The organism is Aeromonas sp. QDB18 (genome assembly GCF_027705325.1).
Taxonomy (GTDB): Bacteria; Pseudomonadota; Gammaproteobacteria; order Enterobacterales; family Aeromonadaceae; genus Aeromonas; species Aeromonas caviae.
Window position 1 is genome coordinate 1 of the sequence record NZ_JAPDBQ010000089.1, and the last position, 17066, is coordinate 17066.

A 17066-nucleotide genomic window follows, 5' to 3' on the forward strand; every position below is an offset into this window, starting at 1 on the left:
GGATTTAGGGACTCAGAATACTTTTTTCTGAAAATCAAGGCGGCCTTCCCCGGAAAGCCGCGATGAACCTAAAAAAAACGCAGGCACGAGGCCTGCGTTTTTCATCGACAATCCCATTACTGGGTCATGGTGAGGCCGTTGCTGTCGGCCCCCAGCCGCAGTGTCTTGCCCGGGATGACCCGACCGCTGAGCAGGGCCTGGGCCAGCGGGTTCTCCACCTTCTGCTGGATCGCCCGCTTGAGGGGGCGCGCCCCGTAGACGGGATCGAACCCGGCGTGGACCAGCTTGGTCAGCAGCTCCTCGCTCACCTCCACCTCGAAGCCCTGGGACTCCAGACGGCTCATCAGGCTCTTGAGCTGGATGCGGGCGATGGACTTGATGTGCTCCTCACCGAGCGGGTGGAACACCACGGTCTCGTCGATCCGGTTGATGAACTCCGGCCGGAAGCTGCGGGTCAGCACCTCCATCAGCATGGTCTTCATCTCGTCGTAATCCTTCTCGGAGTGGTGCTCCTGGATGAGATCCGACCCGAGGTTGGAGGTCATGATGACGACCGTGTTGCGGAAGTCCACGGTACGCCCCTGACCGTCGGTCAGGCGGCCATCATCCAGCACCTGCAGCAGGATGTTGAACACATCCGGATGAGCCTTCTCCACCTCGTCCAGCAGGATCACCGAGTAGGGGCGACGGCGCACCGCCTCGGTGAGATAGCCCCCCTCCTCGTAACCCACGTATCCGGGAGGCGCCCCCACCAGACGGGCCACGCTGTGCTTCTCCATGAACTCCGACATGTCGATGCGCACCATGGCGTCCTGGGTATCGAACAGGAACTCGGCCAGCGCCTTGCACAGCTCGGTCTTGCCCACCCCGGTGGGGCCGAGGAACAGGAAGGAGCCGATGGGACGGTTCGGGTCGGACAGCCCGGCGCGGGAGCGGCGGATGGCGTTGGAGACGGCGTCCACCGCCTCCTCCTGACCGATCACCCGGCTATGCAGCTGATCTTCCATCCGCAGCAGCTTCTCTCGCTCCCCTTCCAGCATGCGGGCGACCGGAATGCCGGTCCAGCGCGCCAGCACGTCTGCAATCTCCACGTCGGTGACCCGGTTGCGCAGCAGGCTGGTCTCCTGCATCTCCGCCTGAGTGGCGAGATCCAGCTGTTTCTCCAGCTCGGGAATGCGGCCGTACTGCAGCTCGGACATGCGGCCCAAGTCCCCTGCGCGGCGCGCCACGTCGAGGTCCTGACGAGCCTGCTCCAGCGCTGCCTTGATGTGCTGGGTGCCGGCGAGGGCGGCCTTCTCGGCCTTCCACACCTCCTCCAGCTCGTTGTACTCCCGCTCCTTCTCGCCCAGCTCGTGGTTGAGCAGGTCGAGGCGCTTGCGGCTGGCGTCGTCATCTTCCTTCATCAGGGCCTGCTGCTCGAGCTTGAGCTGGATGATGCGCCGCTCGAGGCGATCGAGGGACTCGGGCTTGGAGTCGATCTGCAGCCGGATGCTGGCCGCCGCCTCGTCGATGAGGTCGATGGCCTTGTCAGGCAGCTGGCGATCCGCGATGTAGCGGTGGGAGAGCTGGGCCGCCGCGACGATGGCGGGGTCGGTGATCTGCACATGGTGGTGCAGCTCGTAGCGCTCCTTCAGGCCACGCAGGATGGCGATGGTGTCCTCCACCGAGGGCTCCTCCACCAGCACCTTCTGGAAACGGCGCTCCAGCGCGGCATCCTTCTCCACGTACTGCCTGTACTCATCGAGGGTGGTGGCCCCGACGCAGTGCAGCTCGCCGCGGGCCAGGGCGGGCTTGAGCATGTTGCCCGCATCCATGGCACCCTCGCCCTTGCCGGCACCGACCATGGTGTGCAGCTCGTCCACGAAGAGGATGACGCTGCCCTCCTCCTTGGCCAGATCGTTCAGAACCGCTTTGAGCCGCTCCTCGAACTCGCCGCGATACTTGGCTCCGGCCACCAGGGCCCCCATGTCCAGGGAGAGCACCCGCTTGTTCTTGAGCCCTTCCGGCACTTCGCCATTGATGATGCGCTGGGCCAGCCCCTCGACGATGGCGGTCTTGCCGACGCCGGGTGCGCCGATCAGCACCGGGTTGTTCTTGGTGCGGCGTTGCAGCACCTGGATGGTGCGGCGAATTTCGTCATCCCGGCCGATCACCGGGTCGAGCTTGCCGAGTTCGGCCCGCTCGGTGAGATCGATGGTGTACTTCTCCAGCGCCTGGCGGTTCTCCTCGGCGTTGGCGTCGTCCACCTTCTTGCCGCCGCGCACCTTGTCGATGGCCGCTTCCAGTTTCTCCTTGGTCAGCCCCTGGGCGCGCAGCAGCTCGCCCAGGGTCCCCTTCTCGTCGAGGGCCGCCAGCACGAAGAGTTCGGACGAGATGAACTGATCCTTGCGCTGCTGGGCCAGCTTGTCGCAGACGTTGAGCAACCGGCCGAGGCCGTTGGAGAGCTGGACGTCCCCTTCCACACCGCTGACGCGGGGCAGGCGGTCCAGCTCCTCGCCGAGGCGCGAGCGCAGGGTATTGATGTCGAGCCCGGTCAGGGTGAGCAGCGGACGAATGGATCCGCCGTCCTGATTGAGCAAGGCGCTCATCAGATGGACGGGTTCAATGAATTGGTGGTCACGACCCAGTGCAAGAGACTGGGCATCGGAAATGGCAATCTGGAATTTGCTGGTCAGGCGATCGAGGCGCATTGCACTCCCCCTTCAAGACAGACGCCGCATGCGCGGCAACAACATCGCTTTCTGACAAGGAAGATGTGGTCTTGAAGGGCAATTTCAAGGGGTAGCTGTTTATTTTTTCCTCAATAGCAATGACCGAGGGAAAACGACCTCGCAATGGCAGCCTGTACCCTGAGCCTGCTCGGCAGCAAGACATGGCCGCCAAAGGACCATCACCAGGGAGTGAAGAGGCGCTTGCGGCCACTCGCGAGCGCCTCTTCGGCTATTTTTCCAGCCACACAAGGGAGGCCATGCGACCCGTCTGCCCGTCGCGGCGATAGGAGTAGAAGCGCTCGCTGTCGCTGAAGGTGCAGTATTCGCCGCCATAGATGGCGGTGACGCCGGCGCGGGCGAGGCGCAGTCGGGCCAGCTGATAGATATCCGCCAGCCATTTCCCCTCGTTGGACGAAGGGGCGAACGCAGCCGCCGCCTCGGCCTGCTCCGCCATGAAGGCATCGCGCACCTCGCCACCCACTTCGAACGCGGCGGGACCGATGGCCGGGCCCAGCCAGGCCAGGATCTCGCCAGGCTCGCAGCCCATGGCGGCGATGCTTGCCTCCAATACGCCCCCCTGCAGTCCGCGCCAGCCGGCATGGGCCGCCGCCACTACGGTGCCTGCCCGATCGCAGAACAGCACCGGCAGGCAGTCGGCAGTCATCACGATGCAGGCCTGCCCCGCCTCATGCGCACAGGCGGCATCGGCATCCGGTACGCGCTCATAACGGTCGCTCACCGGATGGACGGCGATGCCATGTACCTGGTTGAGCCAGTTGAGAGTGCCGGGGATCCCCGCCACCTGCTGCAGTCGGGCGCGGTTGACCTCGACCCTGGCCGGTGCATCGCCCACATGGGCCCCGAGGTTCAGACCAGCAAAGACCCCTTCGCTGATGCCGCCGTCCCGGGTGGTCGAGAGAGCCCTGACATTGCCCGGTGCAGGCCAGTCGGGTGCGATCCAGTTCATCTGTGGCTCCTTTCGTTCATATGAAAACGGGGCCCCTTGGCTGCAACCAGTCAAGGGGCCCCGCATCAGATCATGGAGGGCCGGTTACGGCAGGAATCGTCGCAAGGCCGCCCTCGGGATCAGTTCCAGACCAGATCGTCAGGATTGGCCAGGGTATCCGCCCGCAGCACTTCCATCAGCGCCACCATGTCCTGCGGCGTGGGGGAGTGCCACTCCATCACTTCACCCGTGATGGGGTGCGCCAGCTTCAGCATGGTGGCGTGCAGCGCCTGACGGTGGAAAGCGCGCAGGGCCTCCGTCAGTTCGGGGGTGGCGTTGCGCAGCAGACGCAGACGACCGCCGTAGGCGGGATCCCCCACCAGCGGATGCTTGATGTGGGCCATGTGGACACGGATCTGGTGGGTACGGCCGGTCTCCAGCCGCAACCGCAGACGGGTGTGACCACGGAACTTCTCGTGCACCCGGTAGTGGGTGACGGACTCGCGCCCGTTGGGCACCACGGCCATGTGGGTACGCTGGGTCGGGTGACGACCGATGGGGGCATCGACGGTGCCGCCGGCGGTCATGTGACCGATGGCAATCGCCTCGTACTCACGGGTGATCTGGCGTGCCTGCAGGGCTTCCACTAGGTGGGTCTGGGCGGGAATGGTCTTGGCCACCACCATCAACCCCGTGGTGTCTTTGTCCAGACGGTGCACGATACCGGCACGGGGGACCTCGGCGATGCCGGGGTAGCGGTGCAGCAGGGCGTTGAGCACGGTGCCGTCCGGCGTACCGGCGCCCGGGTGAACCACCAGGCCGGCCGGCTTGTCGATCACCAGGATGTGTTCATCTTCATAGACAATGTTCAGCTCGATGTTCTGGGCATCCCAGCGGGTGTCGTCTGCCAGTTCCACATTCACATGTACCTGCTGCCCGGCCACCACTTTCTCGCGCGGGGTATTGGCAACCTGACCGTCCAGGGTCACTCTGTCCTGTAAAATCCACTCCTTGATGCGGGTCCGGGAGTAGTCGGGAAACAATTCGGCCAGGGCCTGGTCGAGTCGTTGCCCGAATTGGTGATCCTGAAATTCGCCTGTCAGTTCAATATGCTGGCTCATGTATGGTCTCTTGAGCGGGGGTATCAATTCGAAATAATCCGGGTATTCTAGCTTTTCTTTTAGCCAAGCATAACGGATACTTTGCCAATTTCGTGGAAATGGACCGGATGTTGTTGATGGGAAAGAAGTCTCACCTGCTGATGTCGCTCGCCTTGGTCGCTACCCTGATCACTGGCTGTTCCAGCACCAAACCCAAGGTTCCCGACGAACCGCCGGAAGTTCTGTACCAGAAAGCCCGCATCAAACTGGATACCGGCAACTACCTCAATGCCATCGAACTGCTGGAAGCGCTGGACTCTCGTTACCCGTTCGGTGCCTACTCCAACCAGGTTCAGCTCGATCTCATCTATGCCTACTACAAGCAGGATGATACCGCCCAGGCGATCGCCAACATCGACCGTTTCATCCGCCTGAACCCGGCGCACAAGAACATCGATTACGTCTTCTATATGCGCGGCCTGACCAACATGGCGGCGGATTACAACTTCTTCCAGGATTTCCTCGGCATCAATCGGGATGACAAGGACCCCTCCTACGCCCGTCAGGCCTTCCAGGACTTCAAGACCCTGCTGCAGAATTACCCCAACAGCAGCTATGCAGCCGATGCCCGTGCCCGCATGATCGGCCTGAAGAACCGTCTTGCCCGCTATGACCTAGGGGTAGCCGAGTACTACGTCAAGCGTGACGCCCTGATCGCCGCCGCCAACCGCGCCAAGCTGATCGTCGAGACCTATCCCGACACGGTGGAAACCGAGAAGGCACTGGAAATCATGGTCAACGCCTATGATACCCTGAAGATGCCGACCCTGGCCCAGCATGCCCGAGAAGTGCTGGCCAAGAACTACCCGGACAACCGTCTCGGTCGCGGCTGAGTAGCGAACGGACAATGAAAAACCGGAGCCACTGGCTCCGGTTTTTTTATGGCCGACGGCGGCACTCCGGGGTCACTGGTGCTTACCCTGCTGCTTGGCCCGCATGATGTTGATGATCTCGATGTCGGTATCCAGCATCCCCTCCTTGGAGAGACGACCCAGGTTGGCGATGGTCTGATCCACATCGTCCGAGACGATCCCCTCGCTCTGGGGCACGCGCAGGTTGTTGATGGCCATCAGCGAGGATTTCACCGCCGCCGAGGTGGAGGTCGAGACCTTCATGGAGCAGGCGCTGCCGGCGCCGTCGCAGATGATGCCGGAAACATCCCCAATCATGTTGTTGATGCAGTGGCTGATCTGCTCGAACTGGCCCCCCAGCAGCCAGGTGATGGCGGCCCCCGATCCCATGGCGGCGGTACTGGCGGCACACAGGGCGGAGAGCTTGTTCTGGTAGGCCTTGATGTAGATGGCCACCAGGTGGCTCATCACCAGGGCACGGGCCAGCTGCTCGTCATCGGCCTTGAGGAAGCGGGCGGCGGCGACCACCGGCATGGTGGCGGCAATGCCCTGGTTGCCGGAACCGGAATTGGACATGGCGGGCAGCATGGCGCCATCCATCCGCGCATCGGAGGCGGCAGACGACAGGCGCATGGCCAGGGTCATCAGGTCGTCGGAGAGCAGCTTGCGCTCCACCTGATCGGTGAGGATCTTGCCGATGCGCAGGCCATAGCCCTGCAGCCCTTCGTCCGCCAGCGCCTGGTTCATGGTGGCCGCCTCGCGGATGAAGTCGATCTCGACCAGCGGCACCTCCAGGGCGAAGGCCACGATCTCCTTCAGGGTCATGGCGGGCTTGTCGGCCTTGGCGGGCTGGATCTGCACCCCGGGGGCGCTGTCCTGCACCATCAGCACCTCGCCATCCTTCTCCATCAGCACGATGCGGGTATGGTCGGTACAGATCACCACCCGGGCGCTGTGCCCCTCCACTTCGGCCAGCACCTCGGCGTAGAGCACGTCGGGCACATCCTTCACATCCACCTCTATGGTGGGCAGCAGCCCCTTGGCCGCCTCGACCTGATCCGGCGTGAGGCTCTTGAGCACCTCCAGCCCGGCATCCGGGTTGCCACCGGTGATGCCGACGGCGGCGGCCACCGGCAGGCCGATCATGCCGGTGCCGGGCACACCGACCCCCATGCCGTTCTTGAACAGATTGCCGCTGACCCAGACGCGGGTGCGGGTCGGTACCTGGCCCAGCAGCTTGCGGCAGTTGGCCGCCGCCAGGGCGACCGACATGGGCTCGGTGCAGCCGAGGGCCGGCACCACTTCACGCTTGAGCAGGGTAATAAAGTCGGTCCATTGTGCGTTCATTGCGATGTGTCTCATGTTCATGGCGCCCGCATGCGGGCTCGTCATTGTTGTTCGGCCAGTTCCGCCTTGTGATTGCGGATATGCAGGTAAACGGTATGGCGGGAGATGCCGAGCAGCTCGGCCACCAGTTGGGCGGCATCCTTGATCTCGAAGATGCCCATGTCGTAAAGCCGGTGCACGATCGCCTTGTTGCGCACGCTGCTGCCCAGCCCGGGATCCCTGTCCACCTTGGCGATCACCTGCGCCACCAGATCATCCACCGAGCTGGCGAAGGTTTCGGTGCCGTGGGCAGGGGGCACTGCGGGCGGGGCAAAGGTGTCGAGCAGGCTGCCAAGGGGCGTGTCCAGACTGAAATTCACGCACAGCATACCGATGGGTTTGCCCTCGCGGTTGCTGATGGTGATGGACGAGGACTTCAGCAGGGAGCCCTCCCGGGTGCGGGAGAAATAGCTGCTCCACTGGCTGCCGGCGGCACTGTGCAACTTGTCGAGCGCGAAGTCGGTGACCGGCGCTCCCTCCTGGCGGCCGGTAATGTGGCCGTTGGCAATCTTGATGACGGAGGCGTGCAGGCTGTCAAAGGCGTGCAGCACCACCTCGCAGCCCGGGCCAAACAGGGCGGACAGCGCCGCCACCGCAGGCTCGAAGCTGGCAATCAGATGGCGCTCTTCATCGGTCAGTGTGCTGGCGTCGCGCAAGGGGGCTACCTCGATCATGGGGTCATCCGGTCAACGTTGGGTAAGGATATTCACAGCGGACTCAAATAAAATTGAGCAAACCCGCTTTTTGCGCCGGCATTATGCCCGACTGGTGAGACAACACCACAAAATGTGAGCAAAATCACGACTGAAATGACAAAAAGGCCTCATGAGAGGCCTTCAAGGTGGTTTTTTGGTGCTTTTGCTCAACTTTAATTGAGCCAGGGCTCGCCAGTCAGTCCGGACAGGCAGGCACCACCGCCTGTCTGTTCCCTGCCACGGTCACCCACTCTGGTCATAGAAAAAGGGGGCCGAAGCCCCCTTTTTGTCTCATCCGGTCAACGCTTACAGCGCCTTCAGGATGGCCTCGACGCTGGCCTTGGCATCGCCAAACAGCATCTGGGTGTTCTCCTTGAAGAACAGCGGGTTCTGGACACCGGCGTAGCCAGTGTTCATGGAGCGCTTGAAGCCGATGACATTCTGCGCCTTCCACACTTCCAGCACCGGCATGCCGGCGATGGGGCTGCCCGGATCTTCCATGGCGGCCGGGTTGACGGTGTCGTTGGCACCGATCACCAGCACCACGTCGGTGTCGGCGAAGTCATCGTTGATCTCGTCCATTTCCAGCACGATGTCATAGGGGACTTTCGCTTCCGCCAGCAGCACGTTCATGTGACCAGGCAGACGACCGGCCACCGGGTGGATGCCGAAGCGCACCTTGACGCCGCGATCACGCAGCTTCTGGGTGATCTCGGCCACCGGGTACTGGGCCTGCGCCACCGCCATGCCGTAGCCCGGGGTGATGATAACGGAGCTGGCGTTTTTCAGCATGTCGGCCACGTCTTCGGCGTTGGTCTCGCGGTATTCGCCCAGCTCCTGCTCGGCGGTGGAGGCCACGCCGTCGGAGCCGAAGCCACCGGCGATCACGGAGATGAAGGAGCGGTTCATCGCCTTGCACATGATGTAGGAGAGGATGGCACCGGAGGAACCCACCAGGGCACCGGTGACGATCAGCAGGTCATTGGAAAGCATGAAGCCCGCCGCCGCCGCCGCCCAACCGGAGTAGGAGTTCAGCATGGAGACCACCACCGGCATGTCCGCGCCACCGATGGAGGCGACCAGGTGCCAGCCGAAGGCGAAGGCGATCAGGGTCATCACCAGCAGAGCGAAGGTGGAGCCACCGGCGTTGACGAAGTGGATCATCAGCGCGATGGAGACCACCACGGCCAGCAGGTTCAGCTTGTGGCGGTGCGGCAGCATCAGCGGCTTGGAAGAGATGAGGCCACGCAGCTTGCCGAACGCCACCACGGAACCGGTGAAGGTCACGGCACCGATGAAGACGCCCAGGAACACTTCCACCAGGTGGATGTTCAGCATGGCGCCGGAGAGGTGCTCGACCTGGGCGACGCTTGCTGCCTGCTCGAACGCCGCCCGGGCGGCTGCCAGGGTCGCATCCAGGTTGGAACCGACGGAGACCACCACTTCAGCGGGGGCGGAGGGGTGCAGATCGATGAAGCTGTTGAAGCCCACCAGCACCGCTGCCATGCCCACGAAGCTGTGCAGTACGGCCACCAGCTCGGGCATCTCGGTCATCTCGACCTTGAGGGCCAGACGCACGCCGATGGCGCCACCGATGGCCATGGCCAGGATGATCCAGTGGACGCCACTGGTTTCCGGGTTGAAGACGGTGGCGAGCAGGGCGATGGCCATCCCCGCGATACCGAACAGGTTGCCATGCTTGGCCGTTTCTTGCTTCGACAGTCCCGCGAGACTGAGGATGAAGAGCACGGCGGCAACGATATAGGATGCTGTTACCAGTCCTTGAGACACGTTAAACCCCCTTAATCCTTACGGAACATCTTCAGCATGCGCTGAGTGACGGTGAAGCCACCGAAGATGTTGATACTGGCAATCAGCACGGCGACAAAGGCCAGCACGGTGACCAGGGTCGACCCTTGTCCAATCTGCAACAGCGCACCGACCACGATGATGCCGGAGATGGCATTGGTGACCGACATCAGCGGCGTGTGCAGGGCGTGAGAGACGTTCCACACCACGTAGTAACCGACCACGCAGGCCAGGATGAAGACAGTGAAGTGGGAGAGGAAGGCGGCAGGCGCCACAGCGGCCACCCAACCGAAGGCGGCGATGCCGAGGGCACCGAACACGAACTTCTTGTTGGAGGGCTTGGCCTCTTCCTTCTTGGCGGCCGGTTTGGCGGCAGCAGGTTTCTGCGGGGCGGCAGAAACGGAGATGGCGGGGGGCGGGAAGGTCACTTCACCGGCCTGGACCACCGTCATGTTGCGCTGCACCACGTCTTCGAAGTCGATGGCGACGTTGCCGTCCTTCTCCTTGCACATCAGCTTCATCAGGTTCACCAGGTTGGTGCCGTAGAGCTGGGAGGATTGGGCAGGCAGGCGGCCCGGCAGATCGGTGTAACCGATCACCTTGACGCCGTTGTCGGTGACATGCAGTTCACCCGGTACCGTGTATTCGCAGTTGCCGCCGGCCTGGGCCGCCATGTCCACGATGACGGAGCCCGGCTTCATGCTGTCCACCATTTCCTTGGTGATGAGCTTGGGTGCCGGCTTGCCCGGGATCAGGGCGGTAGTGATGATGATGTCCACTTCCTTGGCCTGCTGGGCGAACAGCTCCATCTCGGCCTTGATGAACTCTTCGCTCATCACCTTGGCGTAACCGTCGCTGGAAGCGCCATCTTCGCCGCCGAAGTCCAGCTTGAGGAATTCCCCACCCATGGACTCGATCTGCTCGGCCACTTCCAGACGGGTATCGAAGGCACGCACGATGGCACCGAGGGAACCGGCGGTCCCGATGGCGGCCAGACCGGCCACACCGGCACCGATGACCAGCACCTTGGCGGGCGGTACTTTACCGGCGGCGGTGATCTGGCCGGTGAAGAAGCGACCGAACTGGTGCGCGGCTTCCACGACGGCGCGATAGCCACCGATGTTGGCCATGGAAGAGAGGGCGTCGAGGGACTGGGCACGGGAGATCCGCGGCACCATGTCCATCGCCATCACATTGATGTTGCGCTCGGAAAGCTTCTTGACCAGCTCGGGGTTCTGGGCGGGCCAGATGAAGCTCACCAGGGTGGCACCATCCTTAATTTGTGCGATTTCGGCCTCGGTCGGCGCGTTGACCTTGAAGACAAGGTCGGCTTGCCAGACGTTCGGTACCACGCTGGCACCGGCAGCCTCGAAGGCGGCATCATCGAAGCTGGCTCGCAGGCCGGCACCGGCCTCGATGGCAACCTCGAAGCCGAGCTTTTTCAGCTGCTCGACAGTGGCCGGGGTCGCTGCGACCCGGGTCTCACCGGCGAGACTCTCTCTCGGTATTCCAATCTGCATGACTATTCCCTGATGGTTAATAAACAATCATCGCCAAGTCTCTCATGTCTGAGGGGACAAGGCATGATCAAAGTGCAGGTCACGGGCCCTTTGTTATGAAAATCAGCAGGCTTCACCTCGACCTCCTGTCACGGTCAGGCCCCCGCTTTTCAGGCGCGAGGGTGATTAGTATCAAATTTTGGAGTTTTATTACAACCACGGCCCCGGGCGGGCGGGTACAGAATTCAGCCCATCCCGGACCATGATTAAAAAAAACAAACCAAATTAGGGGCTTATACCAGCAAAAAGCGCTAAAAAAAGTGATCCAACCAGTCAAAAAAAATGTTTAACCCGGCCTCTACCTTAGCGTTTTTTGTTCTTACGAAATCTGCCGTTGGCTCATCTGATGAGATGAAAAGGGAAAAAGTAACCATTTTGCAACGATAAGGGGGCCGCGTCCCCGCCTGCTGGCGGGTTCGGGCCCCCTGGTGCAACCGGGCCTGCGGCCCGCTTCAGGCGCGCTCTGCTTACCAGGCCGCCTCATAAATATGCCGGCTCTGGGCCAGGTCGATGTCGCCGTGCTCACCCAGGGCGGTCATGCCGTGCTCTTCGAGCTTGGCCAGCAGGGCGTCGATCCGGGCGTCGGCCACGTAATCCCGCAGCCGGGTCTTGATCCCCATCCGCTCGAAGAAGTCGCGGGTGGCGGCGATGGCACCGTCGATACGCTCCTCGTCACTGCCGCTGCGCAGATCCCAGACCCGCTCGGCGTATTGCAGCAGCTTGGCGCGCTTCTGCTCGCGCTTGGCCTGCAGCAGGGCGGGCAGCACCACCGCCAGGGTCTGGGCGTGGTCCAGACCGTGCAGGGCGGTGATCTCGTGGCCCAGCATGTGGGTGGCCCAGTCCTGGGGCACGCCGGCTCCGATCAGGCCGTTCAGTGCCAGGGTGGCGCTCCACATGATGTTGGCACGCACGTCGTAGTTTTCCGGCTCCACCAGCGCCTTGGGCCCCTCTTCCGCCAGGGTCAGCAGCAGCCCTTCTGCAAAGCGATCCTGCACCTTGGCATCCACCGGGTAGGTGAGGTACTGCTCCAGGGTATGGATGAAGGCATCCACCACCCCATTGGCCACCTGACGGGCGGGCAGGGTGTAGGTGAGCACGGGGTCGAGCACGGCGAAGCGCGGCATCACGAAGGGCGAGAAGAAGTGCTGCTTGTCGCCTGTGCTCTTGCGGGTGATGACGGCGCCCATGTTCATCTCGGAGCCGGTGGCCGGCAGGGTCAGCACGCTGCCCAGGGGAATGGCGGAGGCCACCTCGCCGCCGACGGTCTCGAGGATGTGCCAGGGATCCCTGGCCGGATCATAGTGAGCGGCCGCGGCGATGAACTTGGAGCCGTCCAGCACGGAGCCGCCACCCACCGCGAGCAGGAAGTCGACCTTCTCGGCGCGGGCCAGTTCGACGGCGCCCATCAGGGTTTCATAGGTGGGGTTGGGCTCGATGCCGCCAAATTCAAACAGGGTCAGGCCGGCCAGCTCGCTGCGGATCTGGTCCAGCAAGCCGCTGCGCACCACGCTGCCACCGCCGTAGGTGACGAGGATGCGGGCGTCGCTGGGGATCTGGCCGCGCAGCTGGGCCACCTGGCCCTTGCCGAACAGCACCTTGGTGGGGGTGTGCAGGATGAAGTTGTTCATGGGATCTCCCGGGGTGGTCGTAGTCGGTAAGGTATGGGTTGCATTTTTCTCTTATAACCTCCTACCATCAAGGGAGCTTTCTGCCGATTTCTTGCCTATTTCTACTGAGCCTGGATAAATGAGTACAAATCAGCCCATCGCGGCGACCCACCAGTCCGCCCTCGCCAGCCGACTCGCCGCCCTGGCACCCCACCCGGGGATCACCGCCGCCCCCGTGCCCGGCGTGCACCTCATCTACACCACGGAGCATCATGACCGCATCCCGGTGCTCTACCGCCCGCGCATGATCATCATCCTGCAGGGGCACAAGGTGGGCTATCTCTCGGACTTCACCTTCCGCTACGACCCCGAGCACTACCTGATGATGACCCTGCCGCTGCCCTGCGAGTGCGAGTGCTTCGCCTCCCCCGAATCCCCTCTGGTGGGGCTCTCGGTGGAGATCGACGTGGCGGCGCTGCAGGCCCTGCTGCTGGAGATGGGGGACGCGGCCCCCGCCCCGGCGGAACCGGGTCGCGGCGTCGTCTCCGTGCCCCTCTCCGAGACCATGCTCTGCGCGGTGGAGCGCCTCATCGACGTGATGGACAAACCGCTCCACGCCCGGGTGCTGGGGCCCCAGATCGTGCGCGAGATCCTGTTCCACGCCCTGCACGAAGGGGGGGCCCCCGCCCTGCTGGCCATGGCCAGCCGTCACAGCCAGGTGAGCCAGATAGCCCGGGTGCTGCGTATCATGGAGCAGCGCTTTACCGAGAACCTGACGGTGGAGGAGCTGGCCCGGGAGGCAAACATGAGCGTCTCGGCCTTCCACCACCACTTCAAGGCGGCCACCGCCACCTCGCCCCTGCAGTATATCAAGACCCTGCGCCTGCACCGGGCACGGCTGATGATGCTGCACGACGGCCTCAAGGCCGGGGTGGCGGCGGACAAGGTAGGCTACGAGAGCGGCTCCCAGTTCAGTCGCGAATACAAACGCTTCTTTGGCAACACCCCGAGCGAACACGTGGCACGCTTCCGCTCGGGACAACTGCGTATCGTGGAGGGATGACATGCGCACACTGATCCTGCTCGTTCTGACCCTGCTGGCCACCGCCTGCACCGGCATTCCACCGGGACACCAGGTGGTCAAGCCCTTCCAGCTCGACCGCTACCTGGGCACCTGGTACGAGGTGGCCCGCCTCGATCACGGTTTCGAGCGCGGCCTGAACCGGGTCACCGCCACCTACAGCCTGCGGGATGACGGCGGTGTCAGGGTGATCAACCGGGGGCAGGACGAACAGGGGGAGTGGCGCGAGGCCGAGGGGCGCGCCTACTTCGTGGGCGACAGCGACGAGGGGCGCCTCAAGGTGAGCTTCTTCGGCCCCTTCTACGGCAGCTACAACGTGCTGGCGACGGACTATGAGCTCTCCCTGGTGAGCAGTTACAACCTCCAGTACCTCTGGATCCTCTCCCGCACGCCCCATCCCCCCAAAGAGAAGGTAGAGGCCCTGGTCGAGCGGGCCAGAGGGCTCGGCTTTGCCACCGACCGGCTGATCTGGGTCAACCAGGATCCGGCGGGGAACGCCTCATGAGGATCTTCCAGGCCACCCCCGGGGACATTCCCCTGGTCACCCCCCTGTTCGTGGAATACCGGGCGTTCTACCGGCTGCCTGCCCGGCCCGAGGCCGCCGAAGCCTTCCTGCTGGAGCGCTGCACTGCCGGGGAGTCGGTGCTCTTCGTGGCCCAGAGCGAGGCGGGAGAGGTGCTGGGATTTGCCCACCTCTATCCCCTGTTCTGCTCCCTCGCCCTGAAACCCATCTGGCTGCTGTACGATCTGTTCGTGGCGCCGGCGGCCCGCCAGCAGGGGGTGGCCCAGGCGCTGCTGGCGCGGGCCGATCGCCACGGCCAGGAGACGGGCGCCGCCTTCCTGATGCTGAGCACCGCCACCGACAACCGGCAGGCTCAGGCCCTCTACGAAGGGCACGGCTACCAGCGGGACAACGAGTTCTACAGCTACATCAAGCCCCTCTGAGCCTCTGCCTGCGCCCGTTGCAGGGCCAGGACCCGGCATTATTCAGCGGGTGCATGACGAATTAATATCCATACACAGGATGAATAAAGGCGACCCCGGGGTCGCCTTTGTCACATCCGGGTCGCAGCCTAGAGCCGGAAGCGCCCGATCTCCTGCTCCAGCCGCTCGGTGAGAGACTTGAGCTGGGCCGCCTGGGCGGCCTCTTCGCCAGCCTGGGCCGCCAGCGCCTGGGAGACGTGGCGGATATTCTCGGTGTTGCGGCTGATCTCGCCGGTCACCGAGGTCTGCTCCTCGGCCGCCGCCGCGATCTGGGTCGCCATGTCGCTGATGGCGCCGATGGCTTCGTTGATCCTGCCCAGGCTGAGATTCGCCGCTTCGGCGTCCTCCACGCTGGTGCCCGCCAGCTGGCGACTGGTCTCCATGCCGCCCACCGCCTTGCGGGTGGTCTGCTGCAGCGCCTCGATCATCTGCTGGATCTCGGCGGTGGAGTCGTGGGTGCGGCGCGACAGCACCCGCACCTCGTCCGCCACCACGGCAAAACCGCGCCCCTGCTCCCCGGCCCGGGCCGCCTCGATGGCGGCGTTCAGGGCCAGCAGGTTGGTCTGCTCGGCGATGCCGCTGATGGTGGCCAGAATGCCGCTGATCTGCTGGGCGTGGCCATCCAGCTCGTGGATGGTCTGGCTGGCGTCGGAGACCTCCCCCGCCAGCCCCGTGATGCTGCGCTGGCTCTGGCCGACCTGGGACTGGCCGGCCACCGCGAGGCGCACCGCATCGCCGGCGGTGTTGGCGGCAAACTCGGCGTTGCCGGCGATCTCCTGGGTGGCGGAAGCCATCTCGGTCACTGCGGTCGCCACCATGACGATCTCGTCCTGCTGCAGGCGCACCCGCTGGCTGCGGGCCTCGGCCCCCGCCGCCTGGGTGCGGGACTGGGCCGCCAGCTCGACGGTGACGTCCCGCAACCGGCTGACGATGCCGTGCAGTCGCGCCACGAACTGGTTGAAGTTCTGGGCCAGCTGCCTCACCTCATCCTGGCTGCGGGTGGCGATCTGCACCGTGAGATCCCCCTCCCCGTGGGCGATGTCGGCAAGCGCCCTGGAGACCCGCCCCAGATCCGCGAACAGGTAGTTGAACATGGCGATGAGCAGGGCACCGAACACCAGCAGCAGCACCAGGGTCAGCCCTACCAGTTGCCACAGCAGGGAGGCGAGCGGCGCCTCCAGCACCTCCTTGTACATCACCATGGCGAGCAGCCAGTCGGTGCCGGGCACTCCCTGCACCGAGAGCAGCACCTCGCGCCCGTTCAGATTGGCGCCGTGCAGTTCGTCGTCGCGGCTCCACGCATCCAGCGCCGCCCCGGTGAGGCCGGGATCCAGCTCCGCCACCTGCTTGAGCGCCAGCTCCTTGTTCGGGTGGCCGACGATGAGGCCGGTGCGATCGAGCAGCATGGCGTAGCCCTCTCCCTGCACCTTCATGGCCAGCACCTCGTCGATGAGGGCGTCGAGGGAGAGATCCGCCCCGGCCACCCCGATCACCCGGCCCTGGTGGCTCACCGGCTCGGCCAGGGTCACCACCATCTGCTGCATGGTCACGCTGACATAGGGCGGCGTGACGATGAGCTTGCCCGCCTTGTCGGCGTTCTGGTACCAGGGGCGGGCCCTGGGGTCATAGTTGGCGGTGTTGAGGGCGGGATCGTGGCGGGTCATCTCCCCCTGCGCCGAACCAAAATAGGTGAGGCCGAAACCGCCGGAGGTGCGGGTCTGCAACAGGTGGGGCACCAGGGCCGTGTCGGGGTCGCGCGCAATGACGGCGGCCAGGGCGTCGACCGCGTGCTTGCGATCCTCAAGCCAGTTGCCGATGGCCACCGAGTGGGCGTGGCCGTAGTTGACCGCCTCGCTCTGGATGGCGTCAAGGGTGCGGGATTTGAGGGTGTGGAAGGCGACAATACCGAGCAGGGCTGCCATCAGCAGCACTCCCCCCAGGCTGGCCGCGAGCAGCTTGCCGCGCAACGAGAGAGTCATGACAACGAATCCTTGTGGTAGCCGGGGGCCGGGAATACCCCCATCTTGGTAGTTCTATCGGCACAATCATGAACGGTCTTTAGTGAATCCTGATATTTTTTCATCTATCAACAACAGAACGCACTACCAGCAACAGACTGTTCACTATTCCATGCTGACACCCGCAGACACCACAAGGCCGCCCTAAGGCGCAATGCTGTTCACTTAAGCGGAGCCGCATAGCGATTTACCGGAAAACGGGTCTTTGATATCTTCACCGCCCTGGGTCTCGATGGCCTGGGGCGTTTTTCTATGAACA

Annotated in this window: 13 protein-coding genes; 4 read left to right on the forward strand and 9 right to left on the reverse strand. The window is 63.8% G+C overall.

Features of this window, described 5'->3' with window-relative positions:
* Positions 1-116 precede the first annotated feature (116 nt).
* The 3 genes from clpB to rluD all read right to left on the reverse strand — a co-directional run bounded on the left by clpB (position 117) and on the right by rluD (position 4778).
* Complete coding sequence (gene clpB / locus OKC30_RS13735) at positions 117-2690, reverse strand: ATP-dependent chaperone ClpB (RefSeq protein ID WP_257711943.1); 2574 nt, start codon at positions 2688-2690, stop codon at positions 117-119.
* Positions 2691-2940: 250 nt separating this feature from the next.
* Positions 2941-3678: a peptidoglycan editing factor PgeF gene (gene pgeF / locus OKC30_RS13740; RefSeq protein WP_160838567.1), complete on the reverse strand. Its 738-nt coding sequence runs from the start codon at positions 3676-3678 to the stop codon at positions 2941-2943.
* Between the two features lie 119 nt (positions 3679-3797).
* Positions 3798-4778: a 23S rRNA pseudouridine(1911/1915/1917) synthase RluD gene (rluD, locus tag OKC30_RS13745; protein ID WP_042864780.1), complete on the reverse strand. Its 981-nt coding sequence runs from the start codon at positions 4776-4778 to the stop codon at positions 3798-3800.
* 116 nt (positions 4779-4894) lie between these two features.
* Between rluD and OKC30_RS13750 the strand changes: the two genes are divergently transcribed.
* Entirely contained in the window at positions 4895-5650 is a 756-nt protein-coding gene (locus OKC30_RS13750; protein ID WP_039039695.1) for an outer membrane protein assembly factor BamD, read from the forward strand.
* Positions 5651-5722: 72 nt separating this feature from the next.
* On the opposite strand, the gene OKC30_RS13755 is transcribed toward OKC30_RS13750, so the two are convergent.
* The 5 genes from OKC30_RS13755 to yqhD all read right to left on the reverse strand — a co-directional run bounded on the left by OKC30_RS13755 (position 5723) and on the right by yqhD (position 12745).
* The gene (locus OKC30_RS13755; RefSeq protein ID WP_160838565.1) at positions 5723-7030 is read right to left on the reverse strand and encodes an L-cysteine desulfidase family protein; all 1308 of its coding nucleotides are present in this window, start codon (positions 7028-7030) and stop codon (positions 5723-5725) included.
* A 26-nt stretch (positions 7031-7056) separates the two neighbouring features.
* Positions 7057-7728: a helix-turn-helix transcriptional regulator gene (locus OKC30_RS13760; RefSeq protein ID WP_042864779.1), complete on the reverse strand. Its 672-nt coding sequence runs from the start codon at positions 7726-7728 to the stop codon at positions 7057-7059.
* 327 nt (positions 7729-8055) lie between these two features.
* Positions 8056-9540 carry a Re/Si-specific NAD(P)(+) transhydrogenase subunit beta gene (gene pntB, locus OKC30_RS13765; protein WP_010675995.1) on the reverse strand — a complete coding sequence of 495 codons (1485 nt, stop codon included), beginning with the start codon at positions 9538-9540 and terminating at the stop codon, positions 8056-8058.
* Positions 9541-9551: 11 nt separating this feature from the next.
* The gene (locus tag OKC30_RS13770) at positions 9552-11078 is read right to left on the reverse strand and encodes a Re/Si-specific NAD(P)(+) transhydrogenase subunit alpha (RefSeq protein ID WP_010675996.1); all 1527 of its coding nucleotides are present in this window, start codon (positions 11076-11078) and stop codon (positions 9552-9554) included.
* A gap of 506 nt (positions 11079-11584) precedes the next feature.
* The gene (gene yqhD, locus OKC30_RS13775) at positions 11585-12745 is read right to left on the reverse strand and encodes an alcohol dehydrogenase (RefSeq protein WP_128296088.1); all 1161 of its coding nucleotides are present in this window, start codon (positions 12743-12745) and stop codon (positions 11585-11587) included.
* 118 nt (positions 12746-12863) lie between these two features.
* Between yqhD and OKC30_RS13780 the strand changes: the two genes are divergently transcribed.
* Genes OKC30_RS13780 through OKC30_RS13790 form a run of 3 tightly spaced genes read left to right on the forward strand, consistent with a single transcriptional unit; the run spans position 12864 to position 14750 of the window.
* On the forward strand, positions 12864-13787 hold the full coding sequence (locus OKC30_RS13780) for an AraC family transcriptional regulator (protein WP_160838563.1): 924 nt from the start codon (positions 12864-12866) through the stop codon (positions 13785-13787).
* A 1-nt stretch (position 13788) separates the two neighbouring features.
* Positions 13789-14310: a lipocalin family protein gene (locus tag OKC30_RS13785; protein WP_160838561.1), complete on the forward strand. Its 522-nt coding sequence runs from the start codon at positions 13789-13791 to the stop codon at positions 14308-14310.
* Entirely contained in the window at positions 14307-14750 is a 444-nt protein-coding gene (locus OKC30_RS13790) for a GNAT family N-acetyltransferase (RefSeq protein WP_069652370.1), read from the forward strand. The genes OKC30_RS13785 and OKC30_RS13790 overlap by 4 nt, the downstream gene beginning before the upstream one ends.
* A 128-nt stretch (positions 14751-14878) precedes the next feature.
* Here OKC30_RS13790 and OKC30_RS13795 read toward each other — a convergent pair whose 3' ends face one another.
* Positions 14879-16768, reverse strand: a complete 1890-nt coding sequence (locus OKC30_RS13795) for a methyl-accepting chemotaxis protein (RefSeq protein ID WP_160838559.1) — start codon at positions 16766-16768, stop codon at positions 14879-14881.
* Between the last annotated feature and the right edge of the window lie 298 nt (positions 16769-17066).

Bases quoted from the DNA above. Each gene is read 5' to 3' on its own strand.
- OKC30_RS13750 (WP_039039695.1), top strand. From the start codon at position 4,895: ATGGGAAAGAAGTCTCACCTGCTGATGTCGCTCGCCTTGGTCGCTACC.
- OKC30_RS13760 (WP_042864779.1), bottom strand. From the start codon at position 7,728: ATGATCGAGGTAGCCCCCTTGCGCGACGCCAGCACACTGACCGATGAA.
- yqhD (WP_128296088.1), bottom strand. From the start codon at position 12,745: ATGAACAACTTCATCCTGCACACCCCCACCAAGGTGCTGTTCGGCAAG.
- OKC30_RS13780 (WP_160838563.1), top strand. From the start codon at position 12,864: ATGAGTACAAATCAGCCCATCGCGGCGACCCACCAGTCCGCCCTCGCC.
- OKC30_RS13755 (WP_160838565.1), bottom strand. From the start codon at position 7,030: ATGAGACACATCGCAATGAACGCACAATGGACCGACTTTATTACCCTG.
- clpB (WP_257711943.1), bottom strand. From the start codon at position 2,690: ATGCGCCTCGATCGCCTGACCAGCAAATTCCAGATTGCCATTTCCGAT.
- OKC30_RS13785 (WP_160838561.1), top strand. From the start codon at position 13,789: ATGCGCACACTGATCCTGCTCGTTCTGACCCTGCTGGCCACCGCCTGC.
- rluD (WP_042864780.1), bottom strand. From the start codon at position 4,778: ATGAGCCAGCATATTGAACTGACAGGCGAATTTCAGGATCACCAATTC.
- OKC30_RS13795 (WP_160838559.1), bottom strand. From the start codon at position 16,768: ATGACTCTCTCGTTGCGCGGCAAGCTGCTCGCGGCCAGCCTGGGGGGA.
- OKC30_RS13770 (WP_010675996.1), bottom strand. From the start codon at position 11,078: ATGCAGATTGGAATACCGAGAGAGAGTCTCGCCGGTGAGACCCGGGTC.
- pgeF (WP_160838567.1), bottom strand. From the start codon at position 3,678: ATGAACTGGATCGCACCCGACTGGCCTGCACCGGGCAATGTCAGGGCT.
- OKC30_RS13790 (WP_069652370.1), top strand. From the start codon at position 14,307: ATGAGGATCTTCCAGGCCACCCCCGGGGACATTCCCCTGGTCACCCCC.